Source organism: Novosphingobium sp. BL-S-32 (assembly GCF_056857055.1).
In genome coordinates this window covers 3,477,458-3,493,696 of the sequence record NZ_CM166476.1, presented here as the reverse complement: position 1 = coordinate 3,493,696, position 16,239 = coordinate 3,477,458, and the positions used below count along the sequence as shown (strand labels likewise).

Here is a 16,239-nt window from a genome sequence, read left to right as displayed (position 1 = left end):
GAACTGAAGCGGTCGCAAGCGCCGCCATTGGAGAGGAATGGTACGAGGATGGGCTTCCAACATCCGGATATTTCGGCATTTCCCGAGATCTCGCTGGTCATCGGCGAGGAACGCGCCAGCGGCGGCAGTGGCGCCGCGTGGGACCACGTCTACCCCGGCACCGGCCGCGTCACGCGCGAGGTCCGGCTGGCCAGTCCGGCCGACGTCGATCGCGCCGTCGCCGCCGCCAAGGCCGCGCAGCCTGCGTGGCGCGCGCTGCCGGGCGACAAGCGCCGCGACCTGATGTTCCGCCTTGCGTCGGTGATCGAGGCCAAGGCGGCCGAAATGTCGCCGCTGCTCACGGCCGAGAACGGCTCGATCCTGATCGCCGGCGGCCACATGAGCCTCGATGCCGCGCAGAAGTTCCGCTATTTCGGCGGCTGGGCTGACAAGATCGACGGGCGCACCGTCTCCACCTGGGGCGGCCCCGCGCACGACTACGTGATGTACGAACCCTACGGCACGCTCGGCATCATCGTGCCGTGGAACGGGCCGCTCTTCGCCGCGACGATGGTGATGGCCCCTGCCCTCGCGGCAGGAAACTGCGTGGTGCTGAAAGCGCCCGAACTGGCGCCATGGTCGCTGATGAAGCTGATGGAAGCGATACACGAAGCGGGCTTCCCGGCGGGCGTGGTCAACCTCGTCACTGGCGGGCCGGATGTCGGCGCGGCGATGGTCGTCCATCCGGGCATCGACAAGATCGAGTTCATCGGCAGCGGCGCGACCGCGAAGAAGATCCTCGCCAGCGCAGCCGAGACGCTCAAGCCGGTAGGCCTTGAACTGGGCGGAAAATCGGCGGTCGTGGTCTTCGCTGACGCCGATCTTCAGGCTGCTGCCAAACGCGGCCTTTCCGGCGCGGTCAGCGCCAATGGACAGGGCTGCGTCAACGGCACCCGCCTGCTGGTCGAGCGGACGGTCTATGAGCCCTATCTCGAAATGCTCAAGGCCATGGCCGGATATGTGAAGGTGGGCGATCCCTTCGCGATGGACACGTTCATGGGCCCGGTGATCTCGCAAGGCGCGCTCGACCGGATCGACGGCATGGTCCAGCGTGGCGTGGCGCAAGGCGGCGAAGTCCTCTGCGGCGGCGCGCGCATGGATGGCGATCATGGCGAAGGCTACTTCTACCCGGTGACCGTGCTGGCCGGCGTCGCTCCCGAAAGCGAGATTGCGAAGAACGAGGTCTTCGGCCCGGTTCTGGTCGTCACGCCCTTCGACAGCGAGGAAGAGGCGATCGCGCTAGCCAACGACAGTGATTACGGCCTCGGCGCCTATGTCCACACCACCAATCTGACCCGCGCGCACCGCGTCGCAGGGCAGATGATGGCCGGGCAAGTGCAGGTCAACGGATCGGGCGAGGCCATGACCCCCTGCGTGCCGTTCGGCGGCATGAAGCATTCCGGACACGGCCGTCTAGGCGGCATCGAGGGCCTGCGCGAGTTCCAGCAGGTCCGCAATGTCTGGGTCAACCTGCAGGACTGAGGAGATACCGATGGCACTGCTTGACCCCGCCGACCGCGCCGCGCGGGGCCTCGCCACCGAGGCCGAAGTCACGGCGCGCACGTCCAACACGCCGGCGACGCTGCTGGAAGAATCGTGGCGCGATTTCGTCTTCGCCGAAGTCTGGACCCGGCCCGGCCTGCCGCGCCGCCCACGCTTCCTTGTCGCCATCGCCAGCGCCGTCACTTGCGGTCTTGAAAACAGCCAGATCGACGACTTCGTGCGCGGCGCGCTGACCACGCAGGCGCTCTCTCTGGCCGAACTGCGTGAGGCCGCGCTGCACCTTGCCGTCTATGCCGGCTGGGGCAACGGCGGAAAGCTCGACCGCGCGGTGACGCGCGTGGCGGACGAACTGGGCTTGCCGCCCGCCACTGTCCCGCCGGTCTGCCCCGAACCATGGGACCCTGCCGTGCGCAGCCAGCGTGGACATGACGAATTCGCGCAAGTCATGACTTTCCCGCCCGGGCCTCCGTCGACGCCCTATCTCGAAGGGATCAACAACTTCGTCTTCGGGGAGATGTGGTGCCGTCGCGGTCTGGACGAGCCTTCGCGCCGCTGGATCACGCTGGTCGGCGTCTGCGAATCCGGGGCCGAGATCCCGATCCGCAGCCACATCCATGCCGCCATGGCCAGCGGCAATTGCTCGCCCGAGGAAATGCGCGAATTCTGCCTGCAATACGGTACGCATGCCGGATGGCCCAAGGCCTCGCGCATTCAGTCCGTGGTGCTGGAAATGACCGACAAGGTGGCGAAGGGGCTTCCCTGGCATGGCTGAAGACAAGGCCCGAACGGGCTTCATCGGCCTCGGCTCGCAAGGCGGGCCGATGGCGGAGCGGATGCTGGCGGCGGGTTATCCCCTCACCGTATGGGCTCGCCGACCGGAGGCGGCGGACGATCTCGTCGCCAAGGGTGCTACGCGTGCCAACTCAGTCGCTGAGCTTGGCGCTGCCTGCGACCACGTGGGCGTCTGCGTGGTCGACGATGCGGGCGTGGAGGATATCTGCGCGCAGCTTCTACCGGCGATGAAGCCGGGGAGCGTGCTGGTCATCCACTCCACGATCCTGCCGCAGACCTGCGAACGGCTGGCGCAGGAAGCGGAAGCACGCGGCATTTCCTTACTCGATGCCCCCGTCAGCGGCGGCGGCGCGGGCGCGGCAGCCGGCACGCTCACCGTAATGTGCGGTGGCAGCGAGGCGGCCTTCGCCCAGGCACTGCCGGTCATGGAAAGCTTCGCGGGGAAGACCGTGCTGCTCGGGTCGGTCGGCTCCGGCCAGCGTGCAAAGATCGTCAACAATGCGCTGATGGCCGCCAATATGGGCCTTGCCCATGCCGCGCTGTCGCTGGGCGAAGAACTTGGCATCGACCGGGCCGCCCTTGCCGATCTCATCAAGCATTCCAGCGGCCGCAGCTTCGGTTTCGAGGTCTACGCCCGCCTGCCCTCGCCCGGTGCTTTCGCCCACGGCAGCAAGCTGCTGCGCAAGGACGTCGACCTGCTCGGCGCGATTGCCGGGCCTGACAATGCACTGGCGCTGGCCGCCGATCCCTTTCTCGACGCGGCCCTGACTGCAACGGAGCAACCGACGAAATGAGCGTGATCTTCAAAAGCCTCGACATGACGGGCAAGGCCGCCGTCGTCACGGGCGCGGCTTCCGGCCTTGGCCGCATGACCGCGCTCAAGCTGGCCGAAGCGGGCTGTGATCTCTGGCTGGTGGATGTGAACGCAGCGGGACTTGCCGAAACGGCTGACCTGCTCGCCCCGCACGGCCGCCAGGTAGGCAGCGAGACTGCCGACTTGTCCGATCCCGCCGCTTGTCAGGCCGTCATCGTCCATGCCGTGGAGAAATTCGGCCGGCTCGACGCGCTCTGCAATGTCGCCGGGCTGATCTACCTCGCCAATACGCCGCAGATGCCGCAGGCGCAGTACGAACGGACCATCGACGTCAATCTCAACGCCCCGTTCTTCCTCTCGCAAGCCGCGATCCCGCACTTGCTGGAAGTGAACGGCGCCGTGGTCAATGTCGCCTCTTGCGCGTCCTACATCGGTGAGGCCTATGCCGCCGCCTATTGCGCCAGCAAGTGGGGCCTTGTCGGCATGACCAAGGCCATGGCGATGGAATTCCAGAAGAAACCCATCCGCATCAACGCCGTCGCCCCGGGCGGCATGATTACCAATATCGCGACCAACTTCACGCCGCCCGAAGGCTGTGACTTCGAACTGCTCAAGCGCTTCTCGGGGCTTCGCGGGCAAGTCGAGGTGGAGGACGTGGCAGACCTTGTGGTGCTGCTCGCCTCTCCGGCCGGACGGGGCTTTCATGGCGCCTGCCTCTCGCTCGACGCGGGCATCACGGCAGGCTGAGGAGACAGGACAATGGCATTTACTCTCGATCAATTCCGCCTCGACGGCAAAGTCGCGGTGGTCACCGGCGCCGGCGGACGCGGTAATTCCATCGGCCGCGCTTATGCGCTGGGCCTTGCCAATGCGGGCGCCTCGGTAGTCGTGGCCGATCTTAACGGCGAAGGCGCCAAGGCCGTCGCCGCAGAGATCGTGGCGGCGGGCGGCAAGGCCGTGGGCGTGCAGGTCGACGTTTCCGACGAGGCATCGACGCTCGCGATGGGCGCCGCCGCGAAGGAGGCTTTCGGCGGCGTCGACATCCTCATCAACAATGCCGCGCTGATGGTGGACGTCAGCTACGACAATTGCGAGACGGTCAACCTCGACGCCTGGAACAAGGCGTTCGCGGTGAATCTCAACGGCGCCCTGCTCTGCGCCCGCGCGGTTGTCCCATCGATGCGCGAACGCGGCGGCGGTCGGATCATCAACCAGACTTCCGGCGGTGCCTTCCCGGCAACCGGGCTCTACGGCATCACCAAACTGGCATTGGTCGGCCTGACCACAACGCTGGCCAAGCAGTTCGGCAAGGACGGCATCACCTGCAACGCCATCGCCCCGGGCAATGTCACCTCGGACGCGGGCAAGATGCTGGTTCCGGACGATTCGCCCTTCATCCAGTTCCTCAACATGACTTGCGCCCTGCGCGCGCGCGGCGAACCTGACGAACTGGTCGGCACCGCGCTGCTGCTCTGTTCGCAGGCTGGAGCATGGATTTCCGGACAGACCATCCATGTCGACGGCGGCTGGGTGATGCGCCCTTAAGATATTCCAGATGCGCAACAAAAAACAAACTTGACGCAACAAATTGTGGCGGGAGCGCAATCACGCCTTGCCTTCCGCCACGAATCCTGCTGCCTGCCGCCGATCAAAATCATGGTTGAGAGGCTGTAGCGATGAACTTCATGACCCGGCGCAAGCCGCTGGTGCCGCAAGGGCACACCGGGAGCGGGCTGAAGAAGTCGCTCGGCTGGCCGCACCTCATGGCGCTGGGTGTCGGCGCCATCATCGGCACCGGTATCTACACGCTGACCGGCGTCGCCGCCGGCCTTGCCGGGCCCGCCGTCGTGCTCTCTTTCGCGATTGCCGGCGCGGTCTGCGCCTGCGCAGCGCTGTGCTATGCCGAAATGGCGAGCCTGACGCCGCAGGCCGGCAGTGCCTATACCTATTCTTACGTCGCGGTGGGCGAAGCGCTCGCGTGGGTAATCGGCTGGAGCCTGATCCTCGAATATACGCTGGTCTGTTCGGCGGTTTCCGTGGGCTGGTCCGGCTACGCCTCGGGTCTTATCCGGCAGGCTGGCTGGGGCGTACCGGACTCGCTCCTGGCAGGCGGCGTGATCGACGTACCCGCGATCTTCATTGCGCTTGCCGTTACCGGCGTGCTGCTGGCCGGCACGCGTGAAAGCGCGACGCTGAACTTCATCCTCGTCATCATCAAGATGATCGCGCTGGCCGCTTTCGTGGCGCTGGCGCTGCCCTCTTTCGACCTTGCGCACTTCCATCCCTTCGCGCCCTTCGGCTTCGGCGCCACCGATATCGACGGCAAGAAGTTCGGCGTGATGGGCGCCGCGGCCATCATCTTCTTCGCCTTCTACGGTTTCGACGCGATCTCGACCGCTGCCGAGGAAGCCAAGAATCCGAAACGGGACCTGACCATCGGCATTGTCGGCTCGATGATAATCTGCACGCTGGTCTATGTCGGCGTCGCTGCCGCCGCGCTGGGTGCGGTGCCCTTCCAGCTCTTCGCGCCGAGCCCCGAACCGCTGGCTTTCGTGCTCAAGAGCCTCAACCACCCCGCCGCCGCCGCCCTGATCGGCATGGCTGCCGTGATCGCCATGCCCACGGTCATCATGGTTTTCATGTTCGGCCAGAGCCGCGTGTTCTTCGCCATGGCGCGCGACGGCCTGCTCCCCAAGCGTCTTTCGACCGTCAACAAGCGCGGCGTGCCGGTGGCGGTCACCATACTGACCGGGCTTGTCGCCGCCGTGATCTCTGGCCTCATGCCGCTGGACGAGATCGCCTCGCTCGCCAATGCCGGTACTCTTGCCGCCTTCATCGCCACGGCCCTCGCGGTAATGGTGCTGCGCCGCCGTTCGCCCGAAATCGAGCGTCCGTTCGTGACGCCGCTGGTCTGGTTCGTTGGGCCCGCCACGATTCTCGGCTGCGCCTACCTCTTCACCAGCCTGCAACTGCGCACGATCGAATTCTTCGTCGTCTGGAACGTGATCGGCTTCGCGCTCTACACGGTCAGCGGCCTGCTGCGCGAAAAGTCTGCCCACGCCTGAGGTTTCAGCGCCCCGCGTATCGATTTCGGTACGCGGGGCGGGAGCCGCCTGTTGTTGTTCTTACAGACACACAATCGAGCACGAAGAGCGCCTTAACCGCCCATAAACCAATTTCTTCCATTCCTCTGCGTGTTACTACGGGGGGCATGAGATGTCATTTTCAAGCGCGGCAGCCGACTTCACGGGCGAAGCGAAAGATGGCGAGATCGCCGTCGATGTTGCCATCATCGGTGCCGGACCGGCGGGCCTGACCGCTGCCTATCTGCTCACCAAAGCCGGCCTCACTGTCGCCATTGTCGAGAAAGACCCCCATTACGTCGGCGGCATTAGCCGTACCGTGGAGCATGAAGGCTATCGCTTCGACATCGGCGGCCACCGCTTCTTTTCGAAAAGCCAGCAGGTCGTCGACCTGTGGAACGAGATCCTGCCCGACGATTTCATCCAGCGTCCGCGGATGAGCCGCATCTATTACGAGGGCAAGTTCTACTCCTACCCGCTGCGCGCCTTCGAGGCGCTGTGGAACCTTGGCATCTGGCGCTCCACGCTGTGCATGGCCAGTTTCGCCAAGGCCCAGCTGTTCCCCCGCCGCACGGTGAAAAGCTTCGAAGACTGGACCACCAACCAGTTCGGCTGGAAGCTCTATTCCATCTTCTTCAAGACCTATACCGAGAAGGTCTGGGGCATGCCCTGCGACGAGATGAGCGCCGACTGGGCCGCCCAGCGCATCAAGGGCCTCTCGCTCTGGAGCGCGGTGACGGACGGCCTCCGGCGCAGCCTTGGCCTCAATAAGCGCCCGAACGACGGTCAGGCGGTGAAGACCCTGCTCGAAACCTTCCGTTATCCGCGCCTCGGCCCCGGCATGATGTGGGAAGCCGCGCGCGACCGGATCGTCGAGAGCGGCAAGGGCGAAGTCCTGATGGGTCACGCCCTGCGCCAGCTCGCCAGCGACGGTCAGGGCGGCTGGCGCCTCACCGCCGATTCCGGCGAGGGCGACGTGACCATTCGCGCCGCGCATGCGATCAGCTCCGCGCCGATGCGTGAACTGGCCGCACGCCTGCATCCGCTTCCGCAGACCACTCTGCAAGCCAGCGAGCTGAAATACCGGGACTTCCTGACTGTCGCTCTCAAGATCCGCGCCGACGACCTGTTCCCGGACAACTGGATCTACATCCATGACAGCAAGGTGAAAGTCGGCCGCATCCAGAACTTCCGCTCGTGGTCGCCGGAAATGGTGCCCGACGACGAGATGGCTTGCGTCGGCCTCGAATACTTCTGCTTCGAAGGCGACGGCCTGTGGTCGATGGCGGACGACGATCTCGTCGCCCTTGCCACGCGCGAGATGGTCACGCTGGGCCTGTGCCGTGCCGACGAGGTGACCGGCGGCTTCGTGGTCCGTCAGGAAAAGGCCTACCCGGTCTATGACGAGGACTATGCCGCCAATGTCGCCGCGATGCGCGAGGAACTCGAAGCGCGCCATCCCTCGCTCCACCTGGTCGGCCGCAACGGCATGCATCGCTATAACAACCAGGACCACGCGATGATGACCGCGATGCTCACGGTCGAGAACATCCTCGCCGGCGAGCGCGTCTACGACACCTGGTGCGTCAACGAGGACGCCGAATACCACGAGGCCGGCGACGAAGGCGAAACCAAGGCCCTGCCCGCCGCCCCCGGATCGCGCGCGCCAACGCCGGATCAGGCCGCCGCGCTCGCCTCGGTCCGCGAGGTGCCCGCGCGCATCGCCGGATCCAGCGAAGGTGGCAGCAAGCGCGAGGCTGCCTGATGCGCATGCTTGCCGAACACCCTCTCGTCGTCCGCCTCATGCGCGACACGTTCCTGCGCTATCTAGCCGCAAGCGCATTGGCGCTCGGCGTCGACATCGCCTGTTTCTGGCTACTGGTGCAGCTTGCGGTGTCCGCGGGCCCGGCTTCGGCGGCGGGTTATTCTGCAGGGATCGTTGCCCACTGGCTGGTCGCCAGCCGCGTGGTTTTCACGGGCGAGGTCGCTGAAGGCGGCATGGCGCGCGCACGGCAGAAAGCCCTGTTCGTGTTGTCCGCCCTGGCCGGCCTTGCGATCACCACTGGCGTCGTCAGCGCGGGGGCCATGCTCGGAATGCACCTCGCGATTACCAAGGCTCTGGCAATTGCCCTGAGCTTCTTCACGAGCTGGCTGATCCGCCGCCGGATCGTCTTCCGCCGCCCCGCAGCCTTCGCCTGACGGCGTAACTCAGGCCAGCAAGCGGCAGTCGATATCGGCAAGCTGCTTGCAGCCGACTTGCGCCATGGCCAGTTCGAATTCCGCGCGCAAGATATGCAGCATGTGCGCGACGCCGGTCATGCCCGCGACCGCCAGCGCATGAAGTTGCGGGCGCCCGACCATGACCGCGCTGGCCCCCAGCGCCAGCGCCTTGAGCACATCGGTCCCGTGCCGCACCCCGCCGTCGAGCAGCAGCGGAACCCGCCCCTCTACAGCGTGGACCATGCCCGGCAGCGCCGCCATCGGCGTCGTGAGGCCGTCCAGCACCCGGCCGCCGTGGTTGGAGACGACGATGCCATCCGCGCCATGCTCCAGAGCGAGCCGCGCATCCTCGGGTGACAGCAGGCCCTTGATGACGATGGGCAAGCGCGTCTCGCCGCGCAGCCATGCGATGTCCGCCCATGTCGGCGCCGCATCGGCCAGCGGTGTGCCGAAGACAATCTGGCCGCCCCCCGGCTCGGCGCGCTGCGTGGTGCGCGGAAAGGCCGTGAGGTTCGCTGCGAAAACGCCTTCCGGCAGCGCGAATTCGGATCGCTTGATCGCGGCGTCGACCGTCACCACCAGCACTTCGTAACCCGCCGCTTCTGCGCGGCGCACGAGTTCGAGGCTATGTGCGCGGTCGGGCTGGAAATAGAGCTGGAACCACAAGGGCGGCAACGGGCGGGCCAGTTCGCTGGCGGCCGCGCGCGCGGTGGCCGCGATCTCCTCCAGCGGCACACCGGAAAGCGTGCTCACCACCATGGTCGTATCGAGCGCGGTCGCCGCCTGCATGCTGGCCCGTTCGCCCGCCGGATGGGCCAGCCCGTGGTAGGCGAGCGGGGCCAGCAGGATCGGCGCCGCATGGCGGCGGCCGAACAAATCGAGCGCGGTGGAGCCCCCGGACAAGTCCCGCAGCATGCGCGGCACGAAGCGAAGGCCGTCGAACTGGGCACGATTATCGGCGAGCGTCAGTTCGGCATCGCTGCCTGACTGCACATGCTCCCAGGCATCGGCCGCGAAATGGTCTCGCGCGCGTCGCTCGTAGTCGGCAAGCGAGCGCACGTCGGCAGGAATCGCGGCTAGCGGCGGCAGGCGGGACAGAATGAATTCCTCAGGACGGGGCGCCGATGCGGCGCACCCGATCAGGTCTGGAGGACGAACGGGATCTCGACAAGCCCGCGCACCATAACTGCCGCGCCATCGCGGCGCGTGGGCTGCCAGCGCCAGCGGCGCACGGCGGAGAGCGCGGCGCGGTCGAGCGAATCGAACCCGCTGCTCTTCGAGATCGAAATGTCCGCCACCTTGCCGTCGAGATCGAGCAGGAGAGTCAGTACCACGGTGCCCTGCTCGTGCTTGCGGCGCGAATCGATCGGATAGCGCGGCGGCGTGGCCAAGATCATCTTCGAGGAGAGATCGCCCGCGTTCTCCACGCGCGGCGCCGGTGCAGGCGCGGCCGGAGCGGCGCTTTGCGACACCACAGGCGCGGCAGCCACCGTAGCCACCGCCGGAACGGGCACCGGCACCGGCGAGGTGGCGATGGGCGGCGGCGTATTGGTCAGCACGATGGGTGGCGGCGGCGCGACGATGGGCGAGGCCGGGGGCGGGATCACGGGCTTCGGCTTCGCCTGCTCGGGCGGCGGAGGCGGCGGCGTCACGTCGAGATCGATGACCGACACGTGCTGACGCTTCACCTTCTCTGCACTGACAACGTTCATGGCCAGAATCGTTGCCAGCATGCCTGCCACGATCGCCAGGGACGCCGCGACGGCGGGCAGATTCGCGCGCCGCTCCTCGCCGTAGCGGCCCGAAGCCTGCCATGGCGCAGTGCCGAACTGCGGCATCGCGACGACTTCACCCCCCGCGACGGCGCGTTGGGGAGCGGATTCCGGTCGCGAAATCGGAGCCGATTGCGGGATCGAAGCTAGTCCAGTCAACGTGGAATCCCCCTGGGGACGGACCGCCCGTCCCAGCTATTGCGAGTCATTCTCATAGCTGTAACAGTTCGGCCCGTCGAGATCCTTTCGCAACAGGCGCCCGGACGATGAGAAAGGCATTCGGCAAGCCGGACGGGAGACGCAGCAATCCGACGAAGGCATCGTCAGTTCAAGGCGATGCTTCGTGTCCGCGGCAAAGCCAATGGTTAGGCCGAACGAAAGGCTTATGGCTCAGCGCGCAAGAAGGCTCTGGCGCAATCGGTCCGATGTGTTAAGGGCCTTCTTGCTAATGCCTCGCAACAACCGGCATTTCGCACCCATTTCGAATAGTTCCTTCCTGACCAGGCCCTTCCCCGTGAACGCTCCCGAGATCCGCACCTTCCCCCGCAAGAAGTCCCGCAAGTGGCGGAACTGGTGGGTCAAGCAGCTTCATACCTGGCACTGGATCAGTGCCGCGATCTCGCTTGCGGCGATGCTGTTCTTTGCGGTCACAGGAATCACACTCAACCACGCCGCCTCGATTCCCGCCGAGCCCGTCGTTACCGACAGTAGCGGACAGCTTGCGCCCACTCTGCTGGCAACGCTGAAGGCGAAGAGCAACGATGCCCCCCTGCCCGCTCCCGTAGCGGCGGCAGTGCGTGCGGCAGTCGGCCTCGATGCCTCCGGCAAGGCGGGCGAATGGTCGGACAGCGAGGTCTACGTCGCCCTGCCCCGCCCCGGCGGCGACGCATGGGTGAGCATCGACCGCGCCAGCGGCAAGATCAGCGCCGAAGTCACCGATCGCGGCTGGATTTCTTACCTCAATGACCTCCACAAGGGCCGCAATTCGGGCTCCACGTGGTTCTGGTTCATCGATGTCTTCGCGGTTGCCTGCATTCTCTTCACGGTGACCGGCCTTTTCCTGCTCCAGGTCCATGCGCGCCACCGGCCCTCGACCTGGCCCATCGTGCTTGCCGGCGTGGCCCTTCCGGTCGTGCTCGCCCTCGTTTTCATCCATTGAAGGATCCACCGATGCGTCTGACTTCCATGATCCTGCTGGGCGGCGCGGTTGCCGTGCCCGCCTCTGCCGCCACGGTCACCGTGACGATCCCGCAGCTCAAGGTTGCCGAATATCACAAGCCCTACGTTGCAGTCTGGCTGGAGCCGGCGGCCGGTGGACCGGCCCGCACCATCGCGGTGTGGTACGACGTCAAGAAGAAGGGCAACGAACCCGGCACCAAGTGGCTGGCGGACTTGCGCTCCTGGTGGCGCAAGGGCGGGCGCAGCATGGCGCTTCCCGCCGATGGCGTGAGCGGCCCCACGCGCGGCCCCGGTGCGCAGACGATCCCGCTGCCTGCCGACCTCAAGCCGGGCAGCTACGTGCTCAATGTGGAGGCCGCGCGCGAAACCGGTGGCCGCGAACTTGTCACCGTGCCGATCACCGTGCCCGCCGCCAATGCCAAGTCGAGCGGCAAGACCGAACTCGGCACCATCACGCTTTCTCGATAACGGGGGTTTTCCAGACATGAAGGCTTATGCAACCGGGCTGCTCGCCGCAGCCGCGCTTCTTGCGCTTCCCACCGCCGCTTCGGCGCACCGCCAGTGGCTGCTACCCTCGGTAACGACGCTGGCCGGGACCGACGGCTGGGTGACGGTGGACGCGGCAGTCTCGAACGACTTGTTCGATCCCGACCACTTCCCGATGCAGACCGACCAGATCCAAGTCACCCAGCCCGATGGCAGCAAGGGCCGGATCCAGAACGCGGCAACCGGGCGCTACCGCTCGATGTTCGACGTTCAGGTCGACAAGGCCGGAACGTGGAAGATCGGCACTTTCTCCAGCAATCTTGGCGGCACGTTCTCCCTGAATGGCGAGACCTGGCGCGTGGGCGCCCGTCGCGGTCCGCCGCCCGGTGCGGCCGGCATGGGCCCCGGCGGTCCCGGTGCTGGCCGTCCGGAAGGTGCACGTCCCGAGGGCGCTCCACGTCCTGCCGGCGGCGAAGGTGGCCCGCGCCCCGGCGGTGAAGGCGGTTTCGCGCCCGCCAAGTCGGTTGCCAGCGTGGCCGAGATTCCGGCCGGCGCCACCGACATCAAGCTCACCGAATCGATCAGCCGCAACGAGTTCTTCGTCACTGCGGGCGAACCGACCAAGACCGTTCTCGCGCCCACCGGCAAGGGCCTTGAGTTCGATCCGGTCAACCATCCCGACGATCTCGTTTCCAACGAGCCCGCGCGCTTCCGCTTCCTGATCGACGGCAAGCCCGCCGCTGGCCTCACCGTCACCGTCATTCCGGGCAGCAAGCGCTTCCGCGACGGCGAGCATGCCTTGAGCCTGACCACCGGCGCCGACGGCACGGTCGAGGTCAAATGGCCCTTCGCCGGAGTCTACTGGCTCAACGTCACCGCGACCGACAACCACGCCTCGGATTCGCGCGCGGCCGAGCGGCGGATGAGCTACACTACCACGCTCGAAGTTCCCGCACCCTAAGGGATATCCGATGCGCATTGCGCTTCCCGCGCATATCGATGCCCATGCCTTCGCCGACTGCGATCCCCGGATCGCAGTCGGCGAACTGCATGGGGAGACCATGGGCACGACCTGGAGCCTTCGCTTCGCCGCGCCAGAAGGCACCGATGCGCGCGCGATCCGCGCGGCCGTGGAGGCCCGCCTTGCCACCATCATTGCCGAGATGAGTCACTGGGAGCCGGAATCGCTCCTCTGCCAGTTCAATCGGGCGCCTGCGGGAAGCTGGGCGGCGTTGCCGAACGATTTCGCAGCGGTGATCTCCGCCGGGCTCACCATCGCCGAGGCCAGTGAGGGTGCTTTCGATCCCGCCATCGGGCGTCTCGTCGATCTCTGGGGCTTCGGGCCGCCGGGGCCGAAGCCAGTGCCGGATGCGCTTGCCGTTACCGCCGCACGCGAAGCTTCCGGCTGGACTCGCCTGGCATGGGACGCCCCGACCCGCCGCTTGCGCCAGCCAGGCGGGCTCGCGCTCGATTTTTCCGGTATCGCCAAGGGGTATGCGGTCGATGCCGTCGCGGACCTGCTGGCGAGCATGGGCATGCGTCATATGCTGGTGGAAATCGGCGGCGAACTGGTGGGGCGCGGCGTGCGTCCCGATGGCGAGCCGTGGTGGGTGGACCTCGAAACGCCGCCGGATATCGCCTCCGGCGCCGACCTGTCGCTGCGTCTGGCGCTGCACGACATCGCCGTCGCCACTTCGGGCAATTACCAGCGCGGCGAACATACCATCGATCCGCGCACGGGACGGCCGACGGAAAACGGCCTAGCCTCGGTCAGCGTCATCGCGCCGAGCGCGATGTTGGCGGATGGCTGGGCCTCGGCACTCACCGTGGCGGGACCGAAGCACGGGCCGGCCCTTGCCGCCAAACACGGCCTTGCCGCGCGCTTCGTGACGATCCGCGAGAATGCCGTGCAGGAAATCCTCACCCCCGCGCTGGGGGCCATGCTGGCGGACTGAACCGCTCGGCGCATACCATCCGCGTGCTACCCCTTTCCCCTTGGGATTCAGCCCAATGGAGAACATCCCTCCCGGCGTGGACGATTCAGGATTATAAGGTCCTGTAGATTCTGCCGAAGCGCCGTTCCGGCTAGTCTCCTGGTCGGTGCAGAAACTGGGAGACGCGGCGGGTGACGGCTTATTCGAAGATCGAGGCTCCGCGGCGCGACCGTGAACTGGACCGCCGACTGCTGACGCTCGATGAGAGTCTTGCGCTCGACAACGCGCGGGCCATGGAACTCTACGCTACGCACCTCAACCGCTACATGTTGCAGGTCTACGATATCCTCGGCCTGCGGAACATGGACATCGTCAGCGCGCAGGGCTGCGAGATCGTGCTGCGCGACGGGCGGCGGATCCTCGACTACTCGGGCGGATTCGGCGTGCTGGGGCTGGGCCACAACCACCCCCGGATCATCGCCGCGGAGCGGCGCTGCCATGACGAACTGGTGCTCGACTGCATCAAGATAGCTCCGCACAAATTGCAAGGCGCGCTGGCCTACAACATCGCGCGGTTCCTGCCCGAGCCGCTCGACGTCTCGTTCCTCGCGGTCTCGGGCGCCGAGGCCAACGAAGCGGCGATGAAGCTTTGCGAGCGCGTACAGACGCCCAAAGGCAAGACCAAGTTCCTCTGCATGCAGGGCGCCTTCCACGGCAAGACCCACGGGCCGCTCTCGGTCACCACCGCCACTGACGTACAGACCGGCTTCCTGATGGGCGTGCCTAAGGAGAACGTGATTTTCTGTCGCTACGGCGACATTGCCTCAGTTCGCGAAGCGATTGCCCGCGAGGGCGGCGCCGAGAACCGCATCATCGCGGTGATGATCGAAACCCTGCGCGGCACCTCCTGCGAATCCCCGCCACCCGGATACTTCACCGAACTGGTCGAAGCCTGCCGTGCGGCGGACATCCTGACGATCTTCGACGAGGTCAAAGTCGGCATGGGCCGCACCGGCCTGTTCTGCGCCTTCCAGCACGAGGACGCGGTGCCCGACGTGGTCACGCTGGCCAAGACGCTGGGCGGCGGCAAGCGCGAGATGGGCGCGATGGTCACCTCGCAGGCGCTGTTCGACAAGGCCTATGGCAACACGCAGGACTGCAACCTGCACAGTTCGAGCTTCTCCGGCATGGGTGAGAGCTGCGCGGTCGCCATCGAAACGCTCAATGTGCTCGACGAGGAGCGCCTGATCGAGCGCGCCGGAGCCATGGGCGCCTACTTGCGCGCGGGGCTGGAACGGCTTCAGGCCAAGTATCCGCGCTGCATCGCCTCGCTGCGCGGCAAGGGCTGCTTTCAGGCTATCGAACTCAATTTCGGCCAGTTCATGGCGGAAAAATTCCTCGATATCCGCAAGAACCAGCTCTTCGTCACCTGGGAGACGGTGCTGGTCGGTTCGCTCACCCGCGACTTGTTCGAGCGGCACGGCATTCTCGCCCATTTCCAGCCCGGCGCGCGCGACCTCATCCACTTCATGCCGCCCTATGTGGTGACCGAAGGGCAGATCGACCGGCTGCTCGTCGCTCTCGATGACGTGCTGGGGCGCGGCATTGCCGAGGCCACGGTGCGCTTCGTGTACAAGAACGTCAGGCGCGTGCTGCGCCGATGACGGTTGCCATCGCCTGGGGCGACGTGCGGCTGGTGGTGTTCGACCTTGATGGGACGCTTTACGATCAGCCGCCGCTACGCCTTGCGATGGCGCGGGAACTGGGGCTCGATTGCCTCAGCCGCCGCAGCACGCGGACCTTGCGCACGCTGCGCCACTTTCGGCAGGTGCGCGAACTCTTGGGCGACGGCCCGGCGTTGAAGGACCATGGCGATTTCGCCGCCGAGCAATACCGCCTGACCGCAGAGCTGAGCCGCCGCCCCGAACGCGAGGTGCGTGCGCTGGTGGAGGAATGGATGGAGCGCCGTCCGCTCCAGCATCTGCCGCGTTACAAGGCACGCGGGATCGACCGCCTGTTTGCCGCGATCCGGGCGAGCGGGCGGACCATCGCGGTCTGGTCCGACTTTCCCGTGACCGCCAAGCTCGCCGCGCTCGGCCTTGTTGCCGATCACCAAATCTGGGCGGGAGACGAAGGCGTCGGACGGCTCAAGCCCGACCCGTCCGGACTGAACGCGTTGATGGCGCGCGCCGGCGCCACTCCGCGCGAGACGCTGCTGATCGGCGACCGGATTGATCGCGACATTCGCGCCGCCACCGCCGCCGGCACCCGCGCCCTGCTCCGCGCGCAACGCCCGCATGGACGTGCGCCCAGTTTTCGGCATTACGAAGAGCCGGTGTTCGCACCGCTCTTGCGCGGGTCCGCCTAGTTTGATGAGGTTCGCGCGGAGGCGCGGAGACGCGGAGAATCCCGGCGGC

16 protein-coding genes are annotated in these 16,239 nt (G+C 66.4%); 14 read left to right on the top strand and 2 right to left on the bottom strand.

From position 1 onward, the window contains the following. Window positions 1-48: 48 nt before the first annotated feature. From AC1VVK_RS16440 to AC1VVK_RS16405, 8 genes are all read left to right on the top strand, one after another. Window positions 49-1,521, top strand: coding sequence for an aldehyde dehydrogenase family protein (locus AC1VVK_RS16440; RefSeq protein ID WP_482903812.1), 1,473 nt, complete (start codon window positions 49-51; stop codon window positions 1,519-1,521). A gap of 10 nt (window positions 1,522-1,531) precedes the next feature. Continuing rightward, on the top strand, window positions 1,532-2,314 hold the full coding sequence (locus tag AC1VVK_RS16435; protein WP_482903811.1) for a carboxymuconolactone decarboxylase family protein: 783 nt from the start codon (window positions 1,532-1,534) through the stop codon (window positions 2,312-2,314). Beyond that, the gene (locus AC1VVK_RS16430) at window positions 2,307-3,128 is read left to right on the top strand and encodes an NAD(P)-dependent oxidoreductase (RefSeq protein WP_482903810.1); all 822 of its coding nucleotides are present in this window, start codon (window positions 2,307-2,309) and stop codon (window positions 3,126-3,128) included. The genes AC1VVK_RS16435 and AC1VVK_RS16430 overlap by 8 nt, the downstream gene beginning before the upstream one ends. Further along, window positions 3,125-3,895 carry an SDR family NAD(P)-dependent oxidoreductase gene (locus tag AC1VVK_RS16425; protein ID WP_132384986.1) on the top strand — a complete coding sequence of 257 codons (771 nt, stop codon included), beginning with the start codon at window positions 3,125-3,127 and terminating at the stop codon, window positions 3,893-3,895. Before AC1VVK_RS16430 ends, AC1VVK_RS16425 begins: the two co-directional genes overlap by 4 nt. Before the next feature lie 12 nt (window positions 3,896-3,907). After that, window positions 3,908-4,693: an SDR family oxidoreductase gene (locus AC1VVK_RS16420; RefSeq protein WP_482903809.1), complete on the top strand. Its 786-nt coding sequence runs from the start codon at window positions 3,908-3,910 to the stop codon at window positions 4,691-4,693. Window positions 4,694-4,824: 131 nt separating this feature from the next. After that, the gene (locus AC1VVK_RS16415) at window positions 4,825-6,213 is read left to right on the top strand and encodes an amino acid permease (protein WP_482903808.1); all 1,389 of its coding nucleotides are present in this window, start codon (window positions 4,825-4,827) and stop codon (window positions 6,211-6,213) included. A gap of 151 nt (window positions 6,214-6,364) precedes the next feature. After that, the gene (locus tag AC1VVK_RS16410) at window positions 6,365-7,996 is read left to right on the top strand and encodes an NAD(P)/FAD-dependent oxidoreductase (protein WP_482903807.1); all 1,632 of its coding nucleotides are present in this window, start codon (window positions 6,365-6,367) and stop codon (window positions 7,994-7,996) included. Then, the gene (locus AC1VVK_RS16405; RefSeq protein ID WP_482903806.1) at window positions 7,996-8,430 is read left to right on the top strand and encodes a GtrA family protein; all 435 of its coding nucleotides are present in this window, start codon (window positions 7,996-7,998) and stop codon (window positions 8,428-8,430) included. Before AC1VVK_RS16410 ends, AC1VVK_RS16405 begins: the two co-directional genes overlap by 1 nt. Window positions 8,431-8,439: 9 nt before the next feature. Here AC1VVK_RS16405 and AC1VVK_RS16400 read toward each other — a convergent pair whose 3' ends face one another. Beyond that, window positions 8,440-9,510, bottom strand: coding sequence for an alpha-hydroxy acid oxidase (locus AC1VVK_RS16400; protein ID WP_482903805.1), 1,071 nt, complete (start codon window positions 9,508-9,510; stop codon window positions 8,440-8,442). Window positions 9,511-9,590: 80 nt separating this feature from the next. After that, window positions 9,591-10,382, bottom strand: a complete 792-nt coding sequence (locus tag AC1VVK_RS16395) for an energy transducer TonB (protein ID WP_482903804.1) — start codon at window positions 10,380-10,382, stop codon at window positions 9,591-9,593. A 355-nt stretch (window positions 10,383-10,737) separates the two neighbouring features. Between AC1VVK_RS16395 and AC1VVK_RS16390 the strand changes: the two genes are divergently transcribed. The 6 genes from AC1VVK_RS16390 to AC1VVK_RS16365 all read left to right on the top strand — a co-directional run bounded on the left by AC1VVK_RS16390 (window position 10,738) and on the right by AC1VVK_RS16365 (window position 16,190). Continuing rightward, complete coding sequence (locus AC1VVK_RS16390) at window positions 10,738-11,382, top strand: PepSY-associated TM helix domain-containing protein (protein ID WP_482903803.1); 645 nt, start codon at window positions 10,738-10,740, stop codon at window positions 11,380-11,382. 11 nt (window positions 11,383-11,393) lie between these two features. Continuing rightward, entirely contained in the window at window positions 11,394-11,870 is a 477-nt protein-coding gene (locus tag AC1VVK_RS16385; RefSeq protein ID WP_482903802.1) for a DUF2271 domain-containing protein, read from the top strand. A gap of 16 nt (window positions 11,871-11,886) precedes the next feature. Next, the gene (locus AC1VVK_RS16380) at window positions 11,887-12,849 is read left to right on the top strand and encodes a DUF4198 domain-containing protein (RefSeq protein WP_482903801.1); all 963 of its coding nucleotides are present in this window, start codon (window positions 11,887-11,889) and stop codon (window positions 12,847-12,849) included. Window positions 12,850-12,859: 10 nt separating this feature from the next. After that, a complete protein-coding gene (locus AC1VVK_RS16375; RefSeq protein WP_482903800.1) occupies window positions 12,860-13,843 on the top strand; it encodes an FAD:protein FMN transferase in 984 nt (327 codons plus the stop codon). A 170-nt stretch (window positions 13,844-14,013) separates the two neighbouring features. Beyond that, window positions 14,014-15,486: an aspartate aminotransferase family protein gene (locus AC1VVK_RS16370; RefSeq protein ID WP_482903799.1), complete on the top strand. Its 1,473-nt coding sequence runs from the start codon at window positions 14,014-14,016 to the stop codon at window positions 15,484-15,486. After that, window positions 15,483-16,190: an HAD family hydrolase gene (locus AC1VVK_RS16365; protein ID WP_482903798.1), complete on the top strand. Its 708-nt coding sequence runs from the start codon at window positions 15,483-15,485 to the stop codon at window positions 16,188-16,190. The genes AC1VVK_RS16370 and AC1VVK_RS16365 overlap by 4 nt, the downstream gene beginning before the upstream one ends. Window positions 16,191-16,239 lie beyond the last annotated feature (49 nt).